Annotated in this window: 23 protein-coding genes; 7 read left to right on the top strand and 16 right to left on the bottom strand. The window is 33.2% G+C overall.

The window, feature by feature from the left end:
* The first annotated feature begins 74 nt into the window (after positions 1-74).
* Together carA and eno are read left to right on the top strand one after the other, a co-directional pair.
* The gene (gene carA, locus Q0783_RS15475) at positions 75-1,178 is read left to right on the top strand and encodes a glutamine-hydrolyzing carbamoyl-phosphate synthase small subunit (protein WP_298896627.1); all 1,104 of its coding nucleotides are present in this window, start codon (positions 75-77) and stop codon (positions 1,176-1,178) included.
* A gap of 158 nt (positions 1,179-1,336) precedes the next feature.
* Positions 1,337-2,629: a phosphopyruvate hydratase gene (eno, locus tag Q0783_RS15470; RefSeq protein ID WP_298896626.1), complete on the top strand. Its 1,293-nt coding sequence runs from the start codon at positions 1,337-1,339 to the stop codon at positions 2,627-2,629.
* A gap of 57 nt (positions 2,630-2,686) precedes the next feature.
* Here eno and Q0783_RS15465 read toward each other — a convergent pair whose 3' ends face one another.
* The gene (locus tag Q0783_RS15465; protein WP_298896624.1) at positions 2,687-3,439 is read right to left on the bottom strand and encodes a DUF481 domain-containing protein; all 753 of its coding nucleotides are present in this window, start codon (positions 3,437-3,439) and stop codon (positions 2,687-2,689) included.
* A gap of 226 nt (positions 3,440-3,665) precedes the next feature.
* Here Q0783_RS15465 and Q0783_RS15460 point away from each other — a divergent pair, with 226 nt between their 5' ends.
* The gene (locus Q0783_RS15460) at positions 3,666-4,952 is read left to right on the top strand and encodes a citrate synthase (RefSeq protein WP_298896621.1); all 1,287 of its coding nucleotides are present in this window, start codon (positions 3,666-3,668) and stop codon (positions 4,950-4,952) included.
* 65 nt (positions 4,953-5,017) lie between these two features.
* Positions 5,018-5,932 carry an arginine deiminase family protein gene (locus Q0783_RS15455; protein ID WP_298896619.1) on the top strand — a complete coding sequence of 305 codons (915 nt, stop codon included), beginning with the start codon at positions 5,018-5,020 and terminating at the stop codon, positions 5,930-5,932.
* A gap of 38 nt (positions 5,933-5,970) precedes the next feature.
* Here the strand turns inward: Q0783_RS15455 and Q0783_RS15450 are convergent, their stop codons facing one another.
* The 12 genes from Q0783_RS15450 to rsfS form a co-directional block, all read right to left on the bottom strand.
* Positions 5,971-7,065 carry a hypothetical protein gene (locus Q0783_RS15450; protein ID WP_298896617.1) on the bottom strand — a complete coding sequence of 365 codons (1,095 nt, stop codon included), beginning with the start codon at positions 7,063-7,065 and terminating at the stop codon, positions 5,971-5,973.
* A gap of 237 nt (positions 7,066-7,302) precedes the next feature.
* The gene (locus Q0783_RS15445) at positions 7,303-8,058 is read right to left on the bottom strand and encodes a DUF5995 family protein (RefSeq protein ID WP_298896615.1); all 756 of its coding nucleotides are present in this window, start codon (positions 8,056-8,058) and stop codon (positions 7,303-7,305) included.
* 65 nt (positions 8,059-8,123) lie between these two features.
* The gene (locus tag Q0783_RS15440) at positions 8,124-8,906 is read right to left on the bottom strand and encodes a hypothetical protein (protein WP_298896613.1); all 783 of its coding nucleotides are present in this window, start codon (positions 8,904-8,906) and stop codon (positions 8,124-8,126) included.
* Positions 8,907-9,056: 150 nt separating this feature from the next.
* Positions 9,057-10,070: a tetratricopeptide repeat protein gene (locus Q0783_RS15435; RefSeq protein ID WP_298896611.1), complete on the bottom strand. Its 1,014-nt coding sequence runs from the start codon at positions 10,068-10,070 to the stop codon at positions 9,057-9,059.
* A gap of 99 nt (positions 10,071-10,169) precedes the next feature.
* Positions 10,170-11,249, bottom strand: a complete 1,080-nt coding sequence (locus Q0783_RS15430; RefSeq protein WP_298896609.1) for an NADH:flavin oxidoreductase — start codon at positions 11,247-11,249, stop codon at positions 10,170-10,172.
* 15 nt (positions 11,250-11,264) lie between these two features.
* Entirely contained in the window at positions 11,265-12,428 is a 1,164-nt protein-coding gene (locus tag Q0783_RS15425) for a M28 family peptidase (protein WP_298896608.1), read from the bottom strand.
* Between the two features lie 25 nt (positions 12,429-12,453).
* Positions 12,454-12,720 (bottom strand): acyl-CoA-binding protein, encoded by a 267-nt coding sequence (locus tag Q0783_RS15420; RefSeq protein WP_230936876.1) that lies wholly within the window; start codon positions 12,718-12,720, stop codon positions 12,454-12,456.
* On the bottom strand, positions 12,717-13,370 hold the full coding sequence (locus tag Q0783_RS15415) for a phosphatidylserine decarboxylase family protein (protein ID WP_298896606.1): 654 nt from the start codon (positions 13,368-13,370) through the stop codon (positions 12,717-12,719). Before Q0783_RS15415 ends, Q0783_RS15420 begins: the two co-directional genes overlap by 4 nt.
* Entirely contained in the window at positions 13,360-14,181 is an 822-nt protein-coding gene (locus Q0783_RS15410) for a phosphatidate cytidylyltransferase (protein ID WP_298896604.1), read from the bottom strand. Before Q0783_RS15410 ends, Q0783_RS15415 begins: the two co-directional genes overlap by 11 nt.
* A complete protein-coding gene (locus Q0783_RS15405; protein WP_298760173.1) occupies positions 14,182-14,787 on the bottom strand; it encodes an LUD domain-containing protein in 606 nt (201 codons plus the stop codon).
* A 113-nt stretch (positions 14,788-14,900) separates the two neighbouring features.
* Positions 14,901-16,862 carry an ATP-dependent zinc metalloprotease FtsH gene (gene ftsH, locus Q0783_RS15400; RefSeq protein WP_298896602.1) on the bottom strand — a complete coding sequence of 654 codons (1,962 nt, stop codon included), beginning with the start codon at positions 16,860-16,862 and terminating at the stop codon, positions 14,901-14,903.
* A gap of 39 nt (positions 16,863-16,901) precedes the next feature.
* The gene (gene rsfS / locus Q0783_RS15395; RefSeq protein ID WP_230936881.1) at positions 16,902-17,273 is read right to left on the bottom strand and encodes a ribosome silencing factor; all 372 of its coding nucleotides are present in this window, start codon (positions 17,271-17,273) and stop codon (positions 16,902-16,904) included.
* Between the two features lie 96 nt (positions 17,274-17,369).
* On the opposite strand from rsfS, the gene Q0783_RS15390 reads away from it, so the two are divergent.
* Positions 17,370-18,101 carry a biotin--[acetyl-CoA-carboxylase] ligase gene (locus Q0783_RS15390; RefSeq protein WP_298896600.1) on the top strand — a complete coding sequence of 244 codons (732 nt, stop codon included), beginning with the start codon at positions 17,370-17,372 and terminating at the stop codon, positions 18,099-18,101.
* Here Q0783_RS15390 and Q0783_RS15385 read toward each other — a convergent pair.
* Positions 18,098-18,493, bottom strand: coding sequence for an SRPBCC family protein (locus tag Q0783_RS15385; protein WP_298896598.1), 396 nt, complete (start codon positions 18,491-18,493; stop codon positions 18,098-18,100). The genes Q0783_RS15390 and Q0783_RS15385 overlap by 4 nt on opposite strands.
* Before the next feature lie 37 nt (positions 18,494-18,530).
* Positions 18,531-19,175, bottom strand: coding sequence for an orotate phosphoribosyltransferase (gene pyrE / locus Q0783_RS15380; protein WP_298896596.1), 645 nt, complete (start codon positions 19,173-19,175; stop codon positions 18,531-18,533).
* 126 nt (positions 19,176-19,301) lie between these two features.
* Here pyrE and Q0783_RS15375 point away from each other — a divergent pair, with 126 nt between their 5' ends.
* Positions 19,302-19,883, top strand: a complete 582-nt coding sequence (locus Q0783_RS15375) for an NUDIX domain-containing protein (protein ID WP_298760162.1) — start codon at positions 19,302-19,304, stop codon at positions 19,881-19,883.
* Between the two features lie 7 nt (positions 19,884-19,890).
* On the opposite strand, the gene Q0783_RS15370 is transcribed toward Q0783_RS15375, so the two are convergent.
* Entirely contained in the window at positions 19,891-21,624 is a 1,734-nt protein-coding gene (locus Q0783_RS15370; protein ID WP_298896594.1) for a M14 family metallopeptidase, read from the bottom strand.
* Between the two features lie 116 nt (positions 21,625-21,740).
* Here Q0783_RS15370 and Q0783_RS15365 point away from each other — a divergent pair, with 116 nt between their 5' ends.
* Entirely contained in the window at positions 21,741-22,130 is a 390-nt protein-coding gene (locus Q0783_RS15365; protein ID WP_298896592.1) for a hypothetical protein, read from the top strand.
* The last annotated feature ends 24 nt before the right edge of the window (positions 22,131-22,154 follow it).

Raw genomic sequence — 22,154 nt, 5'->3', positions numbered from 1 at the left:
ATTTAATATATAAAGGATAATCTATTTTAGATTATCCTTTTTTTTGTGCAATTTTGTAAAACTTTTCTATAAAAATGATATATCAAAAACGTAAAAAAGCCTTAATCTTACTCGCAGACGGAACAATTTTTCACGGAAAATCAATTGGCAAAGAAGGTACTGCCTTTGGTGAAGTTTGTTTCAATACAGGAACAACAGGATACCAAGAGATTTTTACTGACCCTTCATACTATGGGCAGTTAATGGTAACTACCAATGCGCACATTGGGAATTATGGAACCAAATCTGATGAAGTAGAATCTGATTCGATTAAAATTTCTGGGTTAATCTGTAAAAATTTCAGCTTTGAATATTCTCGTCCAGCTGGAGACAAATCACTTGAAGAATTTTTAAATGACAATAACCTACTTGCTATTTCTGATGTAGATACTCGAGCGTTAGTGAGTCATATTAGAGATCATGGTGCAATGAACGCCGTTATATCTACTGAAGTAGATAACGTTGACGAACTTAAAAAACAATTAGCTAAAGTGCCAAGTATGGAAGGCTTAGAGTTAGCCTCTCAGGTATCTACCAAAGAACCTTATTATTATGGTGATGAAAAAGCCACTTATAAAATAGCTGCTTTAGATATCGGAATTAAAAAGAATATCCTTCGCAATTTGGCTAAGCGAGATGCCTATATTAAAGTGTTTCCATATAATTCTAAATTTGAAGATCTAGAAGCATTTCAACCAGATGGCTATTTTTTATCTAATGGTCCAGGAGATCCAGAGCCTTTAGTAGAAGCACAAACTGTCGCTAAAGAAATTATTAAAAGAGACTTGCCATTATTTGGGATTTGTTTAGGCCACCAAGTTATAGCATTAGCTAATGGTATTTCGACATATAAGATGCATAATGGGCATCGCGGAATTAACCACCCTGTAAAGAACTTAGTGACAACAAAAGGTGAGATCACTTCTCAAAATCACGGATTTGCTATTAATAGAGAAGAAACAGAAAATCATCCAGATGTAGAAATCACACATGTACATTTAAATGATCATACGGTTGCAGGAATGAAAATGAAGAATAAAAACTGTTTTTCGGTGCAATACCATCCAGAAGCAAGTCCAGGACCAAACGATTCAACCTATTTATTTGATGAGTTTATTCAAAATATCAAAAATAATTAATGATGAAATGTCAAGGAAATGAAAGTTTCTTTGACATTTTTCTTTTACGAAAACATTATAGTTGAGATATAATGTAAAACTGCGTTCTGCAGATACCTTTTAGACTAACTATTTTGTAAATTTGAAACTTAAATTAGAAATAACTTAAATACAATATAATGAGCATTATAATTAATATTCATGCAAGACAAATTTTAGATTCTAGAGGAAATCCAACAATTGAAGTCGATGTCACTACAGAAAATGGAATGATTGGAAGAGCTGCAGTACCTTCTGGAGCTTCAACTGGCGAACACGAAGCTGTAGAGCTAAGAGATGGAGGAAGCGCTTATATGGGAAAAGGTGTGACAAAAGCAGTCAACAATGTAAATTCTATAATCGCTCAAGAACTTCTTGGAGAGTCAGTATTTAATCAAAATAGATTAGACAAATTAATGATAGATTTAGATGGGACAGCTAACAAATCTAAATTAGGAGCTAATGCTATTTTAGGTGTGTCGTTAGCAGCTGCGAAAGCGGCAGCTGGTGAATTGGGAATGCCATTATATAGATATGTTGGAGGTGTGTCTGCCAATACTTTGCCAGTGCCAATGATGAATATTATTAATGGTGGTTCTCATAGTGATGCGCCAATCGCGTTTCAGGAGTTTATGGTAATGCCAGTTAAGGCAAAAAACTTTACACATGCAATGCAAATGGGAACTGAAATCTTTCATCACCTTAAAAAAGTATTACACGATAGAGGGTTAAGTACTGCTGTAGGAGATGAAGGAGGATTTGCACCAAATTTAGAAGGCGGAACAGAAGACGCTTTAGAAACCATTGCAAAAGCTGTAGCGAATGCTGGTTATAAATTGGGAGATGATGTGATGATCGCTTTAGATTGTGCTGCTGCTGAATTCTATAAAGATGGAACATATGATTACACCATCTTTGAAGGTGATTCTGGACAAGTTCGTACAAGTAAAGAGCAAGCAGATTATTTAGCAGAATTGGCGTCTAAATATCCTATTATTTCTATTGAAGATGGTATGGATGAAAATGATTGGGAAGGTTGGAAATACCTTACCGAACAAATTGGTGATAAAGTACAATTAGTAGGTGACGATTTATTCGTAACCAATGTAGAACGTTTATCTCGTGGTATCGAAAACGGAATCGCTAATTCTATCTTAATTAAAGTGAATCAAATCGGAACACTTACCGAGACGATTTCAGCCGTAAATATGGCACACAACGCTGGTTATACATCTGTAATGTCACATCGTTCAGGAGAAACTGAAGATAATACTATTGCAGATTTAGCTGTGGCCTTAAATACAGGTCAAATTAAAACAGGTTCTGCATCTCGTAGTGATCGTATGGCAAAATACAATCAGTTATTACGTATCGAAGAAGAATTAGAAGACGTTGCTTACTTTCCGCAAATGAATGCATTTAAAGTGAAATAATACAGTTTATGAAATCATATCAAAGCCTATTCGTTAGTTCGAATAGGTTTTTTACTTTTAAAATGTATATAATAACCCGTTGGTTAATTCGAACTGGGTCTTTGGAATATTTGAACTCACAGGAACAGCATCGTAGAAATAATTGAAATTAGTCTTAAAGGCCAAATCCTTAAAGATTTTAAAAAGTAATGAGGTATTGCTAGAAATGCGATAATCACTAAAGGCATCAATTTTTGGCTGATAATAACTTGTACTTATAATACTTATCGTTTCAGTTGGATACATACTAAACGATAAATAAGCACTTCCTCTCACATCGTTTTGCTCGCGATCTGTAATAACATTATCGGCTTTTTCATATTCGTACATAATCAATGTTCCTAAGTAAAACATGTAATTTTCTTTCTCACTAAGCTTAAATCGAGGCCCAGTTCCTAATAATCCTCTAAAATCAATTTGAGAAATCGCATCATATTGGGCTTGTGCAAAAGCTTCCCATTTGATGCGTTCAGAAACTTTTCGATTGTATCTCAAATGTTGAGTGCCACGATTTACTAACGAATTGCCCTCTACTTTCTGAAAGTTTAAATCGTTTACAAATAACCAAAGATTTGTCTTATCGTTATACTGAATATGAGCTTTGTTCGCAATTCTAAAAATATCATTGGTATTCTTAATGAGCGAGACATCCAAACTAACAGATCCTGTCCATTTTGCCGAATCGGTTGCTTTTCGCAAGGTTTCGATATTAACCACTTGAGAAAAAGATGTCATGGATATGAATAAAAAGAAAATCTTAATGTATCGCATAGCTATTGGTTGGGAGGACAAAATTAATAATTACGAACTGTAATTCAAGCTTTATTTTAATTTTGGTGTAATGATAATATCGTAAAAACGACTGCTTTTTTAGTATCGATTTTATGAATATCAAAATTGTTAAAAGCATTGTAATAAGACTTCATAAATCCTTAGATATTTCGTAAATTCGTAAACTCGATTTCGATAAACATTCAAAATAAAATATTCAAGATATATGTCAGATAAAGCTACACTAGAAATTAATGGACAAAAACATGAGTTTCCGTTAGTTACAGGTACAGAAAATGAAGTAGCCATTAATATCAAAACACTTAGAGGTGTTACTGGTGGTGTGACTACAATTGATCCAGGGTATAAAAATACAGGGTCTTGTGAAAGCGCCATAACATTTTTAGATGGTGAGAAAGGAATTTTAAGATATAGAGGGTATTCTATCGAAGAATTAGCAGAAAAAGCTGATTTCCTTGAAGTCGCTTATCTTTTAATTTTTGGAGAATTACCAAACTCAGAAAAATTAGAACAATTTCATTCAGATATCAAAAAACATGCTGTTGTTGATGATGATGTCAAAAAAATATTAGACGCCTTTCCAAAGGCTGCGCATCCAATGGGTGTGTTAGCATCTTTAACTAGTGCTCTTACAGCATTTAATCCTACTTCAGTTAATGTTGATTCTGAAGAGGAAATGTACAATGCTATTGTAAGGATCTTAGGTAAGTTCCCGATTTTAGTAGCTTGGACGATGCGTAAAAAGCATGGTATGCCTCTAGATTATGGAAGTTCATCGCTTGGATACGTTGAGAACATTCTTCAAATGATGTTTAAACGCCCAGATGAAGATTATGTTCAAAATCCTATTTTGGTAAATGCTTTAGATAAGTTATTAATTCTACATGCCGATCATGAGCAAAATTGCTCAACATCTACAGTAAGAATTGTAGGTTCATCTCACGCAGGATTATTTGCATCCTTGTCATCTGGTATTTCAGCGCTTTGGGGACCATTACATGGAGGAGCCAATCAAGCAGTTTTAGAAATGTTGGAAGGTATTAAAGAAGATGGAGGTGATACTAAGAAATATATGGCTAAGGCAAAAGATAAAAATGATCCTTTCCGTTTAATGGGATTCGGACACCGTGTATACAAAAACTTTGATCCTAGAGCCAAGATTATTAAAGTTGCAGCCGATGAAGTATTGGCTGATTTAGGTGTTGAAGATCCAATTTTAGATATTGCCAAAGGTCTAGAAAAAGAAGCTTTAGAAGATTCATACTTTGTAGACCGAAAATTATATCCAAATGTAGATTTTTACTCTGGTATTATTTATCGTGCTATGGGTATTCCAACTGAAATGTTTACTGTAATGTTCGCCTTAGGACGCTTACCAGGATGGATTTCACAATGGAGAGAAATGCGTTTGCGTAAAGAGCCAATTGGTCGTCCAAGACAAATCTATATTGGAGAAACGCACAGACCATTTAAAGATATTAATAATAGATAGGGATTAGTACATGCCCAATAAAAGCTTCATAAATTAATATGAAGCTTTTTTTATATTTGTAATTTATGATAAAACCTAATATAAAAAACGAAACTGCTCGTTTGAGAGCTGTTGTTTTAGGGACTGCCGAAAGTGTTGGTCCTGTACCAACTTTAGAAGAAGCCTACGATCCAAAATCTATTGAACACATCAAGGCAGGGACTTATCCTGTTGAAAAGGATATGGTCAAGGAAATGGAAGCCGTTGCTCAGGTGTTTGAAAAATATGACGTTGTTGTATACAGGCCAAAAGTGATTAAGGATTACAATCAAATTTTCTCTAGAGATATTGCTTTTGTCATAGAAAATAAATTTATAAGAGCTAATATTTTACCTGATCGTGATCGTGAGATTGAAGCTATCGAACATGTTTGGAGCCAAATTCCTGAAGAACAACGTATAACTTTACCAGAAGAATGTCATGTAGAAGGCGGTGATGTTATGCCTTGGAATGACTATATTTTTATTGGAACCTATTCTGGTGATGATTATCCAGATTTTATCACAGCACGTACCAATATGGATGCCGTAATTGCCATTCAAGAGTTATTTCCAAATAAAACAGTTAAGGCATTTGAATTACGAAAATCTAATACAGATCCTAAGGAAAATGCTTTGCATTTGGATTGTTGTTTTCAGCCTATAGGGAAAGACAAAGCCATACTTCACAAAAACGGATTTCTAATAGAAAGTGAATACCAATGGTTGTTAGATTTCTTCGGAAAAGAGAACGTCTTCGAAATCACTAAAGACGAGATGTACAATATGAACAGCAATGTATTTTCTATTGCTGAAGATGTGATTATTTCTGAACGTAACTTTACGAGATTAAATACTTGGCTTCGTGAACAAGGATTTACAGTTGAAGAAGTCCCTTATGCCGAAATTGCTAAACAAGAAGGTTTATTGCGTTGTAGCACCTTGCCTTTGGTTAGGGATTAAAGATTGTTTCTTGTTTTTCTGTATACATGTTATTGGTTTCAACTTTTTAATATAGTATTAGTATAGGTTCCTGCAAAAACTCCAAGGAATTCGGCAATTCTGGTAACATCTATTTTATGATTATCTAAAGATTTAATCAATCGCTTAATTCTTGAATTAAAACTCTTGAATTCGTTGATTAAGAATTCTTGGTTATCAAGTAAAATGGGTTCGACGTCACCCCTAAATTTAGTTGGAAAACTTGCATATAAGTGATTTCTTCCTTCAGTGATTACCGGAAAAACAGATACCTCAGGCGTGAAAATTTGAATTTGCCCAGCGGCCAATAAAGGTAAGTCATTTGTATACTTACCTTTATTAATAACACCATTAACACAAGCCCCTTTTTTTAATGCTTGTTTAGCAAAAGCTTTGTCAAATGGAAGCCTCATATTTATAAATTGATCTAAAAGTTTATAAGGACTAGTATCTGGGTGAATTAAGTTTGAGCTTAATGATTTCATTGCTTTTTCAATATTATCAGAATCAAGAAGTACTATACATTGATCTTTGTGTTGTACAACAAACCAAACAGTACTGTATATATGACTTTTATTTTCCAATGATATCTTTAATCTCGTGTACAGGTTACTAGTAACCATATGAGAACCTTTGACTACTTTTCTGATTTTTTGAAAGAGCCAACTGTAACTTGTTTCAAAAATGGTTTTAATTATTTCTGATACACCTTCAATATCAATACTCATTGATTCAGGAGTGATAAGAGTAAATTGTTTATACTTACCTATGCCATCAATTTTTATCGTTCTTGTTTTTGGATTGTTGATTTTTCTGTCAAAAGCATATAATTTTACATAGGCTACAATAATTGAATCTGGACTGTCCCACGGTTCTTGTACTCTAATAGAATATGCAACACTGCCTAGTAATATCTTTTTATCTAGACGATCTTCGACAGATCTAGAATTTGGTATAAGTTGATTTGTAAACCCATGTAGAATGTCTTCTATGAGAAGAAACGTTTTTTTTTCAATAGCTTCAGCCACAGCTGAAATATCGATAGTTACCATTTTATCAAATGCCGCGTCATATTCATCATTGATTAATTTTTTAAGAGAACCTTTATTTATCATAAATTATACGTTTTGATATTGATGAATGTGTATATGAAAATAAGAATATAAAATTAGTCGCTTTTAATTTAATACATATCTTCATTTCATGCTATCTAGCCTTAGAAATTAATAACTCTTTTTAAGATAACAAGTTTTAAAAATACATTGAAAATTAACAGCATGTATGGGTGTATTTACGGGTTTTGAATATAATTCTCCACACATTAATGTCTTAGTACATTTATTTTTTGATGCTTATTCTGCTTTCAATTTCGAAATAATTTTACTCACTTGTGTCGTTTCAAATTTCTGAATAAGCTTGAGAAAAAATCGAATAACTCGTGACTTAGGTGTTTTAATATATTCACTAAGCTTAAAAACAACTTGATCTATATTGGTTTTGGTGCTTTCAGTATGATCTTCTCCTAATGACCATAGTAGATTTGCTGAATTCCAAGATTGCTCCCGAGCTTTGCGCATACTAAAGTCAATAATTTGTTCATCCTTGTTTTTTCCCAACCAATCTAGAATAAATAGTAAAGGAGAAACTCGACTTAGTCTGTCTTGTAACTCATTGGTTATTTGAAACAGAATATCGTTCACTTTATTAAAGTCGTTTTCTATATTCTTAATGTCTTGATTAAACATCGTAGATGCTGTTGCTATGGCAAGATCTAGATTGATATGGGCATTCATTCCTAACATAATATGTTGTAAAATGGTTAAGGATTCATCTGCATGATCAAAAGCAAAGGCCCATGACATGCTTATTGCTTGTTCATTTTTATAGGCTTTATAAGCATCTAAATATAAATTGGCAAATGCTACATCTAAGATCTCTAAACGTTCATTATTCTCAAAATTACCTAAGGCAATTTCAGATGCGATCTCAGCAGTAGTACGTCGATAGATGTATGCAAATAAGCCTACACGACTGTTAGTTAGGATACTGTCATTAATGATCATATCTAGCTCTTCAAGAACATGCTGTATAGTAGTTGGACGAGGCATATTATAATTGCTTTACAGAGTATTCGTGTATTATTCTATAACAAATGTCTACGTAAGGGTTAATTTTATGATTCAGAAGCCGTACTCATCGCCATGTACTCTGGATCATCACCAAACATTGCCTCTCCTTTAATCAACCACGCAAAACCAAAACTTTCAACTGCTACAGTTTCCATCCAAAAGGTGAGTTGGTTGTTATCATAAAAGTCTCTAGGAATAACATTGATCCCATCTAACCCTAAGACAATTACTAGCAGCGCAAAAATGATTAAAACGCCAGAACAACGAAAAATTCTATTTCTTATGCGTTTTTTTCGTCCGCGTTTTTCTTTAGGTTTGTTCGAAATTGTAAAGATAAACAGCGACATGTAAGCTAGTAAGGCTATAAAGATACCTGCAGAAACTAAATGAAAGGTTTCTCTAAAACCAGCACTAGCATTCCCTTTAATAAAGGTTACAGAGTACTCTCTTAAGGTGTCACAACAGACCTCACTTAAATTTCCCGTAGGAAAGAACACCACAAAAAGGGCAAATATGCCTGCGAATGTTGAGATATAAAAATCCTTGGGTTCTTTACCACTGTAGACAATTAAGAAAATAGCGATGACACTTAGAATTACTGTAAATACGGTTCCAGCTCTTGTATAGTAATAGTGACTTATAGACTCTATAGGCCTAGCGAGATCAAAAAATAAAAATGTAATGATGATGAGTATAAATGGCAGAGCCATACCTAATACGCCAATGAGTTTACGTAGCGTTTTACTTTTTTGTAACCAAATATCATCTTCTTTGCTGTAATCAAGATTAAACATGGCGTTAACCTTTTTTGTAAGCTGATTTTGCATAATTCTCCCTTTTTAACAATACCATTTTTAGATATTTATAAATGATTATAAACGAAGATACGTTTTTTGTAAATGCAAAATCTACGTAGTTCTACGTAGATTTTGATTGTATTATATTGTAATTTACAAGTAAGCTATTCTAAAAACTGTTTAATTGTTTTGCAACCATTGGTCAAAAGCATCTAAAGCATCTGTATTTGAGTCTAACCATGTTTGAGAGTTTTTATTTACAGATTGCATTACATAATAACAGTAAGCAGGCATATGGTCACTTTTGGCTAATTTATAGAAGAAGTTTACATAAACATCCCAATAGATACCTTTACTCTTTTTATCTTTTAATTCACCCAAAATAGTAAAAAAGGAATCTGTATTTTCAATAAACAATTCATCTTCAGATTTACCTTCATTTTCTTCTAAGCTTTTAGAAGCTTCAAGCATGGATATCATAAGTTCGGCGGCGCTAAATTCGTCATCTTCGTCTGGTAATGAAAGCGAAATATTTATGGTGTTGGGTTTTTCATCATCTTTATTTACATTGCTACTCATCATCGTTTGAATTAAACCGGCAGCTTGTTGAGATCTAGCAGTAGCAGGCTCTAGAAGTAGAAAATAGTGTAAATTTAATAGGCTTTGAGCTCTTTTGTTTTTATCATAATTAAGATACCCTAACATTAAATGACTACTTGCATGACTTTGATCTTGAGTGATGCCTTGTGTTATAACCTCTTCGGCTTCATCAAAATCTTTTAATTTATAATAATTTAAAGCAAGATTGTAATAGAGAAGACCTTCAGTTTTAAATTTTTTAATACCTTTTTTGAATAGCTTTATTGATTCTTTTATTTTTCCTAGGTTATCTAAAGATGAGCCTTTTGTAATATAGGCTGCTTTAACATGCTCTTTATCATTATCAATAACAACATCACTATGCTTTATTGCGTTTTTAAAATCTTTGTTATAAAAATAACTGAGTGATAATTCATAGTTCACTAATGAAGACTTAGAGTCTATTTTTAACGCTTCTTTATAGGTCGCTATAGCTTTATCATAGTCTCCAGCATCATGATAAGTTATACCTTGTTTGACTAAATCGTTGATGTCATCTTGACTAAAACTGAAATTGAAACATAAAAGGCAGAGAAGTAGCGTGATGATTTTCATTAGTATAAGTGTTTGTTATTTTTAAAGATGCGAAAACTTTAAGCAGTAACAAAAAAGAAATTTAAGAAATGGTAACTTATAATTAATTATATAGAGACTTTACTCTTTTAAAAATCCGTTCCAACGCTTCATATAAGAGATGAAGTCCTTACCAAGGCCTTCACGTTCCAAATAACTTTTTGAAACAGGTAATGAGGTGGGCACGAAGTTAGAATTATTAATCACTTGCATAGGAAAGTCATGGTGTAAAATAGCAGAACGACCAATAGACACAAAGTCTACATTGGCATCTAAGACCTTATGTACATCTTGAGCTGAATTAATTTTACCAGCAACGGTCCATTTCACAGTTTTAAAATCAATTTCGGTAAAATGCTCTAGTAATGATTTGTTTTGATACATATCGTCTTCGGGATACTTAAACACATCCCAAAGTGATATATCAAGGAAGTCGATGTTGTGCAGGTCAACCAATTGCTGCGTGATAGTTTTTATATCTTGGAGCTGCATTCCAAAACGTTCTGGAGATAAGCGTACTCCTAACAAGAATTTTAATCCACATGCTTTTCTAATGCCGTCCACAATTTCAAATAATAATCGCGCTCGATTTTCTAAAGGTCCACCATATTCATCATTGCGTTTATTGATTTTGCTACTCAAAAACTGGGTTAGAATGTAACCATGAGCACCATGAACTTCAACGCCATCATAACCTGCTTTTTGAGCGCGAACAGCTGCAGCAATAAAATCATCTCGCAATTGATAAACTTCATCTAAAGATAAGGCACGAGCATTATGTTTTTCACTATCCGAAGGACACACCGATTTTTCTTTAATCACCTCATAAGGCGAACGCATACCAGCATGATGTAATTGAATAACTGCTAAGCTGTCATAGGCTTTAATCCCATTAACTAACCTTTGGTGGCCTTCGATATGCACATCGGAGAATATACCTAGTTGTCCAGGAAAACCTTTGCCTATTTTTTGAACATGAGAAGCACAAGTCATGGTGAGTCCAAACCCGCCTTTGGCTCGCATTGTCAGCCAATGATATTCGTCATCAGATAAGATGCCATCCTCATGACTTTGGGTATTTGTCATTGGCGCTAGCATGAATCGATTTTTCATTTCGAGACCACAATTAAATCCAACAGGAGTATGAGGTTTATTTTTCATGCCTTAGATATGACTTTAATCGATTACTACGGTTTTCACAAAACGTTTATTATTGATTTTAAACACGGCTAAATATTGTGCAGAGGCCATACTATCTATAGCTACAGTTTGTGTTTGCTTTGTGAGCCGATTTTTATAGACATCTTTACCAGACATATCAACAAGTTTAAAATCTATAGCACGATGTACAGGGTTTTTAAATTCAATTTTGAAGTAGTTCTTAGATGGGTTAGGAGAGACAGTCACTAAATTGTCAAAATCATTCTGCTCTTCTATACTTAATGATTCAAAAGCCATAGCAAACTCCATTACTGTTCCCAAAGCACCTTTTGTTACTTCGTAAGCATAATAGGGATCCATATTAGCTAAGTTATCATTAGCAGTATGGTTTACTGGAGATATATTTTTTTCATAGATACCTGTAATAATTTCTCCATTATTCTCAAAAGGGATGTAATCTGAAGCGTAGGCATTTGATATTTCAGTTTCTAAATTAGAGTATAACTCCATGCAGATAGCCAAGCTATTGGTTGCTGTATTAGAAGCAGCATTATTAGATGGTGGATTTGCTTCATCTCGTTCACATACAATAGTGTCATTATTCATACCATTAACACCTCCAACTTCATCAATGTTGAAGACGAGTTTAATATCTAAATCTTGAGGAATCACAGTATTATTGACATAATAGTTACTGCCAATTAAGCCATCTTCTTCTCCAGAAAAATGAATAAACTTGATTGAATACTCAGTATCAACATCTTTAAGAAGTCGTGCTAATTCGAGTAGTAAAACAGTACCAGTTCCATTATCGTTTGTACCTGGGCCATTAATGGTATCGTAATGTGCATCGATAATCAAGTAAGTATTTGGATATACTGTCCCAGTTTTTGTTACTATAATATTGTTACTGGTACCAGCTGCATACGTAAATGATTGTAACTCTACATCAGTATAACCATAACTTTGATAACGGGCTGTGATCCAATTTTGAGTGTTAGTGAGTGCAGTAGATCCAACAGTTTTGATACCAAAATTTTCGAAGGCTGTTAAATCGTTTAAGATGTTAGTTTCTGAAACATCTGAGACCACATCAGCATAATATTGATTAAATGTTTGTGCATGGTTTAGGTGACATGCGAAAGCAATTAGTAGTAGGGTTAAGGTTAATTTTTTCATTAGTATTTGGGGTTTAGTAGTTAGGCTATTTTCGGTATAGGAAGTAGTTATTTACAAGGTCTATATAAATACGTTTTGCTTCATCCTCACTAACGTCTTGTACTTGGAATAACGCATTTGTTTTAAAGGCATTAATAATGGGTTTACTACTGCTTGGCCTACCGTAATCATTACTGGCCTTTTTATAGTAAGCATATAGGCGCAATAAAAAATCTGCAGGAAAAGGTTCAGTATGCGCATTAATACGTTCTACTGCTTCTCTAAACGCTATGTCTAATTCTTCTGAGGTCATACTTTTTCAGCAATAACACTTTCGCCTCCTCTTACCTTTTGGTTAAGTTCAACTTTTATATCAGCATCCAATGGCAAAAATAAATCTACGCGAGATCCAAATTTAATAAATCCAGAATCAGATCCTTGAACAGCTTTATCCTCTACCTTTGCATAATTAACGATACGTTTTGCGAGAGCTCCAGCGATTTGTCTATAGAGGACCTTTCCAAAGTTATCGTTTTCAACTACAACAGTTGTTCGTTCATTTTCCTCACTAGCTTTAGGATGCCAAGCCACAAGGTATTTACCAGGATGATACTTACTGTAGGTTACATTTCCACCAATGGGATAACGTGTTACGTGCACATTTAGTGGTGACATAAATACTGATACTTGGATACGTTTATCATTGAAGACTTCTTTCTCAAAAACTTCTTCAATAACAACAACTTTCCCATCAACAGGAGATACAGCTGTATGGTTTTCTTTTTTTGTGTGTCGCTTAGGGTTTCTAAAAAATTGTAATATCAATACCAATACAACCAATAGCCCAATCATAAGGACTAATCGTAACCATTGGATATCTATGAATTTATCAATAGCTAAAATTGATATAATAACTACAACAAGTGTAATAAATATGATCTTATAACCTTCTTTATGAAACATAAGTGACAAGTCTTAAAAATAAAAATATAAACGGAGCAGCAAAAATAATACTGTCTAAGCGATCAAGTAAACCACCATGGCCAGGCATTATGACTCCGCTGTCTTTAACATCGGCTTGACGTTTAAATTTGGATTCTATTAAATCACCAAGCGTTCCAAAAACACTTATAATAATACTTAATATCAGCCAATTTGTAAAGCTTAACGTATCTGTAAAGTTAGCAATAAAATAGCTAGCAATACATGAAAAAAAGAGTCCGCCTAAAAAACCTTCAACGGTTTTTTTTGGTGAAATTCGAGGAAACAATTTTTGTTTTCCAAAGTTTTTCCCAACGAGATATGCAAATGTATCATTCACCCAAACTAATATAAATGAGCCTAATAGGAGTAGTGGGGTAAAGGTTTGATTGAAATTAGCTATACATAGTAAAAATACAAAACCGCTTGATAGGTAGAATGTAGTTATGATAAAACGCTTAGAGCTAAATAATGGAATTGTTTTTTCAGAAAACAGATCCTTAATTAGTATTAATTGTACAAATATGGTTATCACTAATAGAATTTGTGCTGCCTCATCAATACCTTTAGCAGAATCTACAATAATCTTCCAATAGGCAAAACCAAAATATAAAACCGAAAAAACAACGTAAGGAAAAAAGCTTTGTAACTGAATCAGTTTTTTGAATTCAGCCATACAGATTAGTCCAAATACGTAAAAGAGGGCAATTAAAGCATTTTGCCAATATAAGGAAGCAATAAGAAGAGACACATATAGTAGTCCTGAGAGTGCTCTTGTACCAATTTCTTTCATTTATAAGTCTTCTAGGAGCAACAAATATAAGTTTTTTGAGCTGCTTCCGTAAGTCAAAAAGTCTTTATCTTCGACTGTTTTAAAATGTTTGATTGTGGTGATATTTGTTGGGATTTTTTCTCTATTCTTACCTTTAATTCCTCTTAAGCCTTCTCCTATATTTTGAACAAACTGGCTAGTTGTGGCGTATATGACAAAATTATCTGGTAATTCTTTTAACTTCTTTTCTGCAATTTGGTTTGAAGAGATAAGTAGAGACCCATCATCAGAGATAAGGTATTCACAGGTAGAAAAAAAGAAGGTGCTTTCTGAAATACGTTTTGTGGTATTAAACTTGAAATCTTTAAAGAGTTCATTGAGACGTTCATCAAATAATAATACTTTACCGTCTCCCCAATTATTTTCCTTTAAAATAGAATGTAAGCTATCTTGAACTTCTTGCATATTTTCGCAATAGAGGAATTTTCCGCCATTAGCTTTGAAGTTTATTGTGAATTGTTCATCTACGGGCAGCTTTATTTCGGGCATGTACTTGCCTCTCTCTTCGCTTTTTATGTTGTCTTCAGGAGTGTTTTTTAAACCGAAGATTTTACGAAATAGACTCATGTATAGGAATTGCTATTAACCTAATAGAATTAATGTATTCATCAAATATAAAAAAACTTAAATTAATGGGAGTCAATTTAAGTTTTTTATAAGATTATTTAAGGATTGGAACTTTATTCCTCTTCTTCAGAATTTGCCTTTAATTTTCGCTCCTCTATTTCTTTATGAAACGGACGTTCGCCAAATATTTTCTCGAGATTATCTTTAAAAATAACTTCTTTTTCAAGCAAAACTTCTGCGAGTTCTGTAAGCTTATCTTTATGCTGTTCTAATAAATTAATTGCACGTTGATATTGCTCTTCAACAATATCAGAAATTTCTTTATCGATTAACTCTGCTGTTTGCTCACTATAAGGTTTGGTAAAACCAGTTTCTTGACCTGAGGAATCGTAATAGGTTAAATTTCCAATTTTATTACTTAGACCATAAACGGTTACCATAGCTCGCGCTTGTTTTGTTACTTTTTCAAGATCACTTAATGCACCAGTAGAAATTTCGTTAAAAATCACTTTTTCAGCAGCTCTACCACCAAGTGCAGCACACATTTCATCTAACATTTGCTTTGGTCTAACAATTAGACGCTCTTCTGGCAAATACCAAGCAGCACCCAACGATTGTCCTCGAGGAACGATGGTTACCTTTACTAGAGGAGCTGCATGTTCCAACATCCAACTCACAGTTGCATGTCCAGCTTCATGAAAAGCAATTGCTTTTTTCTCTTCTTTGGTAACAATTTTATTTTTCTTTTCAAGACCTCCTACAATTCTGTCAACTGCATCTAAAAAATCTTGTTTATCAACAGCCTTTTTACCATTACGAGCAGCAATCAAAGCGGCTTCATTACATACGTTCGCAATATCTGCACCAGAAAAACCTGGAGTTTGTTTAGCTAGAAAATCAATATCTAATTTTTCAGCTTGTTTAAGAGGTCTCAGGTGTACCTCAAAAATTTCTTTACGCTCTCTCACATCTGGAAGATCTACAAAAATCTGTCTATCAAAACGTCCAGCGCGCATTAATGCTTTATCAAGTACATCGGCTCTGTTAGTAGCCGCCAATACAATAACATTAGTATTGGTTCCAAAACCGTCCATTTCAGTTAGAAGTTGATTCAATGTGTTTTCACGTTCATCATTAGAGCCTGAGAAATTACTTTTTCCACGAGCTCTACCAATAGCATCAATTTCATCAATGAAAATGATAGCAGGCGATTTTTCTTTAGCTTGTTTAAATAAATCTCTCACACGAGAAGCACCTACACCAACAAACATTTCAACAAAATCAGAACCTGATAAAGAAAAGAAAGGAACTTTAGCTTCTCCAGCCACAGCCTTAGCTAGCAAGGTTTTTCCTGTTCCTGGTTGTCCAACTAACAATGCACCTTTTGGTATTTTACCTCCAAGAGATGTGTATTTTTCAGGGTTTTTCAGAAAGTCAACAATTTCTTGCACTTCTTCTTTAGCACCTTCTAAACCTGCAACGTCTTTAAATGAAGTTTTTACATCTGTCTTTTCATCAAAGAGTTTAGCTTTCGACTTTCCTATGTTGAAAATTTGCCCGCCTGCACCACCACCAGAACCTCCAGACATACGTCTCATGATAAAGATCCATACACCTATGATTAAAATAAATGGTAGGAGAGAGAATATAATATTACCAAATGTATTTTCTTCGGAATCATAATCGATAGGGACAAAAATATCGTTGTCTGCTTCATTAATAGCATCAATCTTTTTTTGAAATATTTCTAAATGACCAAATTCAAATACATAGTTAGGTTGTGCTGTAACTGAAGGCAATATATTATTGGGTTTAGCTTTTTTATGAACTTCTTTATTTAAAGCTTCTTTAGTCAAATACACACGAGCTTCACGATCATTTATAATGAGAAGCTTCTCAACATCACCATCTTCCATGTAAGAAAAATATTCTGATGGATTGATATCTTTACTTGTAGAACCGCCAAATCCACCGGAAAACAATTGAATTGCTAGAATTCCAGCAATGACGAATCCGTAGATCCAATATGGGCTGAACTTAGGTTTTTTATTTAAATTTTTATTGTCTTTTGCCATCTATAATTACCACAATCGTGGTTTTTTATTTAATATTCTTTAGTAACTTGTTTCGATTTGAGTTGTTATTGCGTCTCCCCAAAGACTTTCGATATCATAGTATTCTCTAATATGTTTTTGGAAAACGTGAACAACAATATTAACATAATCCATTAATACCCATTCTGCATTATCGCTTCCTTCTACATGCCATGGATTATCTTTATGCTCTTTACTTACCTTTTTTTGTATAGAATTTACAATTGCGTTTACTTGTGTATTAGAAGTACCTTCACAAATAATAAAGTAGTCACATACTGTATTTTCAATTTCTCTTAAATCTAAAATCGTAATTTCTTTTCCTTTTACATCTTCAATGCCAGCAATAACAGTACTTATAAGTTGATCTGGATTCGTATTTTTTTTCGCCATTAAATTGATTTAATTTTGTACAAAGTTATTATTTTTTTACTTCTTATAAACAGATATTCATCATAAGAAAATTATAATTTTTTTGAGCACATTACTATGCGTATAATCAAACTTAATGCCATCGACTCTACCAATACTTTTTTAAGACAGCTAAGTAATGCAGAAGTTTTAGAAGATTATACAGTGGTGGTAGCAGAATCTCAAACTAATGGTCGTGGACAAATGGGTACGACTTGGCACTCTCAACCGTCAAAAAACCTTATGGCTAGTATGTTTATTGATGTTTCCTTTTTATCAGTAGAAGATAGCTTTTATATTAGTATGGCTATTTCTTTAGCTATATCAAACGCGTTAAAAAACTTTCAAATTAAACATGTAAAAGTAAAGTGGCCTAACGACATTTTGGCAGACCAAAAAAAGATATCTGGCGTTTTAATCGAAAATGTCATAAAAAATAATAAGCTAAATGCTACCATTATTGGTTTTGGTCTTAATGTAAATCAGACCAATTTTGAGAATTTACCACAAGCAACATCTATGCAAATGGTATCTGGAGTATTTTATGATTTGGATCAAGTGTTACAAGCTGTTATAAAGCATTTAAAGATTATCATAGAGATGCTTAAAAGGCAACAATTTGAGAAGGTAAAAGCACTCTATGAGTCCGAATTGTTTAGAAAAAATAAACCTTCAACATTTGAAAATGTCGAAGGTGAAATGTTTCCTGGTTTTATAAAAGGTGTTTCAAATACTGGTTACCTTCAAGTACTACTTGAAGATAATATTTTAAAGGAATTTGACCTTAAAGAAGTAAGACTGTTATACTAGACCTGAGCAGGCATATTACCAGCTAATGTTTCGATGAATTTACTTATTGGCCCTTTGATCATCATAGCCATCATTGCATTGAATTCGCCTTCAAAAACTAATTCCACTTCACTAGAAGTTGTATCTATTTCAGTAATCAATCCTGTAAGCGAAAAGTCCAGTTTTCCACCAGCTGCACCTAAAACTATTTTGTTTGGAGCAATGGCTTCTTTCTTTTTCAATACAATTTCAGGCATTCCTTTAAGAGCAAATAAAAATTTATCGTCTTCCAAAACCTCAAACTTACTTATGTTTTCGGGCATTAATTTTTCAAAGTTTTTTACATCAGATAAAAAATCAAATGTCTCTTGAGCCGACTTATTTATAGTAGTTTTTGGTGATTCTAATTTCATATGTTTATTGTATTTATTTATAACTCTTTACCAGTAATCAAATAGCGTTCCATTCACTAGGATTGTCATTCCAATGTGCCAAAACTTCTTGTTCTTTGCTATTTATATACATGGTTTCAAGTGCTTGTTCTAAAAGATTTTCATAGTTACTCAATGTATAAAGCTCAACTTCTGCTGCTTCAAAATTTTTCTTAGCGACTTCAAATCCGTAAGAAAAAATCGCAACCATTCCTTTTACTTTTATGCCAGCTTCTTCTAGAGCTTTTACAGCATTAAGGCTACTTTTTCCAGTACTAATTAAATCTTCAACGACAACAACATTTTGTCCAGATTCAATAAAACCTTCAATTTGATTTTGTCGTCCATGAGATTTTGCTTCTGGTCTTACATAAACAAAAGGAAGACCTAAATATTCAGCAACTAAAATCCCAATTCCTATAGCACCAGTAGCTACACCAGCAATAACGTCTACTTTACCATAATGGGCTTCGATGTGCTTAGCCATGGTTTCTCGTATGTAGTTCCTTATAGGAGGAAATGATAGTACAATTCTATTATCACAATATATTGGTGATTTCCAGCCAGAGGCCCAAGTAAAAGGTTCATTGGGTTGCAGTTTTATTGCATTTATTTGTAATAAAACTTCGGCAGTCTGTTTAGCGGTTTCTTTATCAAAAATCATGTTGCAAAACTACACAATTTTAATAATAGTAGATTTTAAAATTCTAAATAAAATTAACCTTAAAATTAGCACATGTATATTTAAAAATGATATTTTTACTTTTTGGAAAACTCACAAAACTAAAGCATGTATCAAGTTTTTGTTAATGACAAGCCAATTATTTTAACCACTAAAGTTGAAGAAGAAAATGGTTTTAAAAATTATCTTCTATCTAAGGTGAATATTGGTAAAGTAATCAAAGAACTTAACTCTACATCTCTAAAAGAGGTAAGACTTATTGGAGACATTGAATCTAAACTTTTAAAAAAATTCTTAAAACTTTTACCTAATGTTATAGCAGGAGGAGGGAAGGTTTACAATGAGAGCGGACACATTTTGTTTATTTATCGAAATGATAAATGGGATTTACCCAAAGGTAAAACCGAAGGTAAAGAAACCATCGAAACTACTGCAATTAGAGAAGTTGAAGAAGAAACAGGAGTCAAAGGATTAAAAATCACAAAATCACTTCCAACAACCTATCATATTTTTAAACGAAACGGAAAGCATAAGATTAAAATCACCTATTGGTTTGAGATGAAAACCTCTTTCAACGGAAAACTATATCCTCAAGAAAAGGAAGGCATCACTAAAGTAAATTGGTTAAGCCAAGATGAGAGCATTGAAGCTTTAAAAAATAGCTATGCCAATATTAGGTTGTTGTTGTAAATATATTTTATTCTAAACGATAAACAGGATACTGTAAGTGTGCTTTCTCATAATACGCACTTTGTTTATGGATCCAGTCCAATTGGGCATACCAGTTATTTGAAAAATCTTCGTCGTAGGTTTTTTTGAGATTGAAATCTATCTTTAGTTTTGGATGTCTGGTTAGTAACTCTTGGGCTTTGTCTTCCCATACATAAGGAGAAAAACCTTCCTTTTGTTGTAAAATGGTATCGAAGAAGTTCCAGCTAAAAAACGAGTCAACTCCTTGAGGTTCTAAGGTTTCTATAAGGTATCTGAAACCGTGTTGATTGGTATTTATTAAGTAATCACCTTTTAAGAATTTCACCTGTTCTTCCTGTGCTTCAAGTTCAATGTTATAATGTGGATAGTGACCTTCATAAGCTTGTTTTCTTGTGTCATAATTTTTAATCTTGTAAGATGTAACTTTTAATATTGTATCACGTTCAAATTGATGCATGACAATATTATTTAGTTCTAAGCGATTGATAACATTCCACCAACCTTGTGGGATGACATAGGATTTAGGAATGTCAACTTCTAAAGTCGGTTTCATATAATTTCTGTAGGTTACATTTTTTGTGAATGGCAGAGTTCTATCATATTTTAGACGTTGAGCTCCTGTAACTTCACTTTCAATCATTTTACCTTCATAACCTTTAAATTGTAATGTTGAAGATTGAGTTGTATCTATAGTCCATTGTAATGGGTATGTTTTTTTTGCCAAGAGTTCACTCAATGCATTTCTACGTAACTCGGTAATGGTTTCACCTTCAGCCTCGGTAATCTCTATTATACTTTTCATGAGTTCATAGGTACCTTCAACACGCTGTTTGTAAGGTTTTAGCATATGTGTTTCTACCATCATTCCCAAAGTGTTCCACAAAGTAGTGTAACCTGTTGAGTATCTTGGCGAGTCCATGAACTGAGTAAAGCCTTTTTCTGGTGTTCTATTAAAAACATTAACATACGGAGTAATATCCCAATCTTTTTGTGCTAGCTTTTCTTCAAGTTGTGGCATCATTTGAGTATGAAGGAAAGTTCCGAGTTGACCTCCTAATTTGTTATGTTGTGTAAATAAATGTGTTAGTGTGTATTGATAATCTGCACCATTACTTACATGATTATCGATAAATACATCTGGTTGTACTAAATTAAAAATTACCGAAAAGGCTTTTGCATTTTTAGTGTCAGCTTTAATAAAGTCTCTATTGAGATCGAAATTACGAGCATTTCCTCTAAATCCATAGGATTCAGGACCATTTTGATTTGTTCTTGTTGTAGAATTTCGGTTTAAACTTCCGCCGACATTATAAATTGGAATCGTTACCAATACTGTTTCTGTAGGCATATCAATGATGCCTTTTACAATATCTCGATACAGCATCATTGTTGCATCAATACCATCAGACTCACCAGGATGAATTCCATTATTTATTAAAATAATACGTTTGTTCTCTTTGATTTTAGTGTGATCAAATTCAGCGTCAGAATTAAGAGTGACTATATGAAGGGGCTTACCCGAATCTGTTTTTCCTATTGCTGTGATATCAATTTCATCATAAGTTTCTGCTAAACTTTTATAGAATGAAATGGTTTCTTCATACGTAGCAGTTTGTAGACCTTTGGACGTTTCAAAAACTGTAGCAAAATCGTTGCTCTGATTATTCTTTTCGGAAGAACAAGACATTAGAATTAGAAGAAGTGGTATTATTTTTTTCATGCTAAAGTTTTAAAATGAAAGATGATTGTTAATATGTTGTTTATTTCTTTATCAACGATACGTAAAAACAGTTCAAAGTTAATCTAAATTTGATTATCCCTCTAAACTAATAGCCAATGAAAGTTTTTATTTTACCCTTTGGAAAGATTTCAGTTATAGAACCTAATATTGCTGAAGTCATTATCAACGAAGGTGTACTTATTGATGAGTCGATAGTCAATATTTACCGCAAAGTATTACAATCACATTTCGAAAAACCGATTTCTCTTTTAATTAATAAAGAAAATGCGTATTCTTATACGTTTGACGCTCAAGTTGCTATGGGTGAATTAAGCGATCTAATAGCCTTTAGAGCTGTAGTGGTTTATAGTCTTAGTGCAGAAATGGCAACTCAAATAGTTATGGATGTCAACAAACATAACAATTGGGAAATTAAAATTTTCAGGGAGCGACAGGCAGCAATAGATTGGTTAAAAATCAATCAAAATAATAAAAGTGCAATGTAGAATTCTACATTAAAATTATTTAAT

The sequence above is a fragment of the uncultured Psychroserpens sp. genome (genome assembly GCF_947500255.1).
Lineage (GTDB): Bacteria > Bacteroidota > Bacteroidia > Flavobacteriales > Flavobacteriaceae > Psychroserpens.
This window is presented reverse-complemented; position numbering and strand designations above follow the sequence as displayed.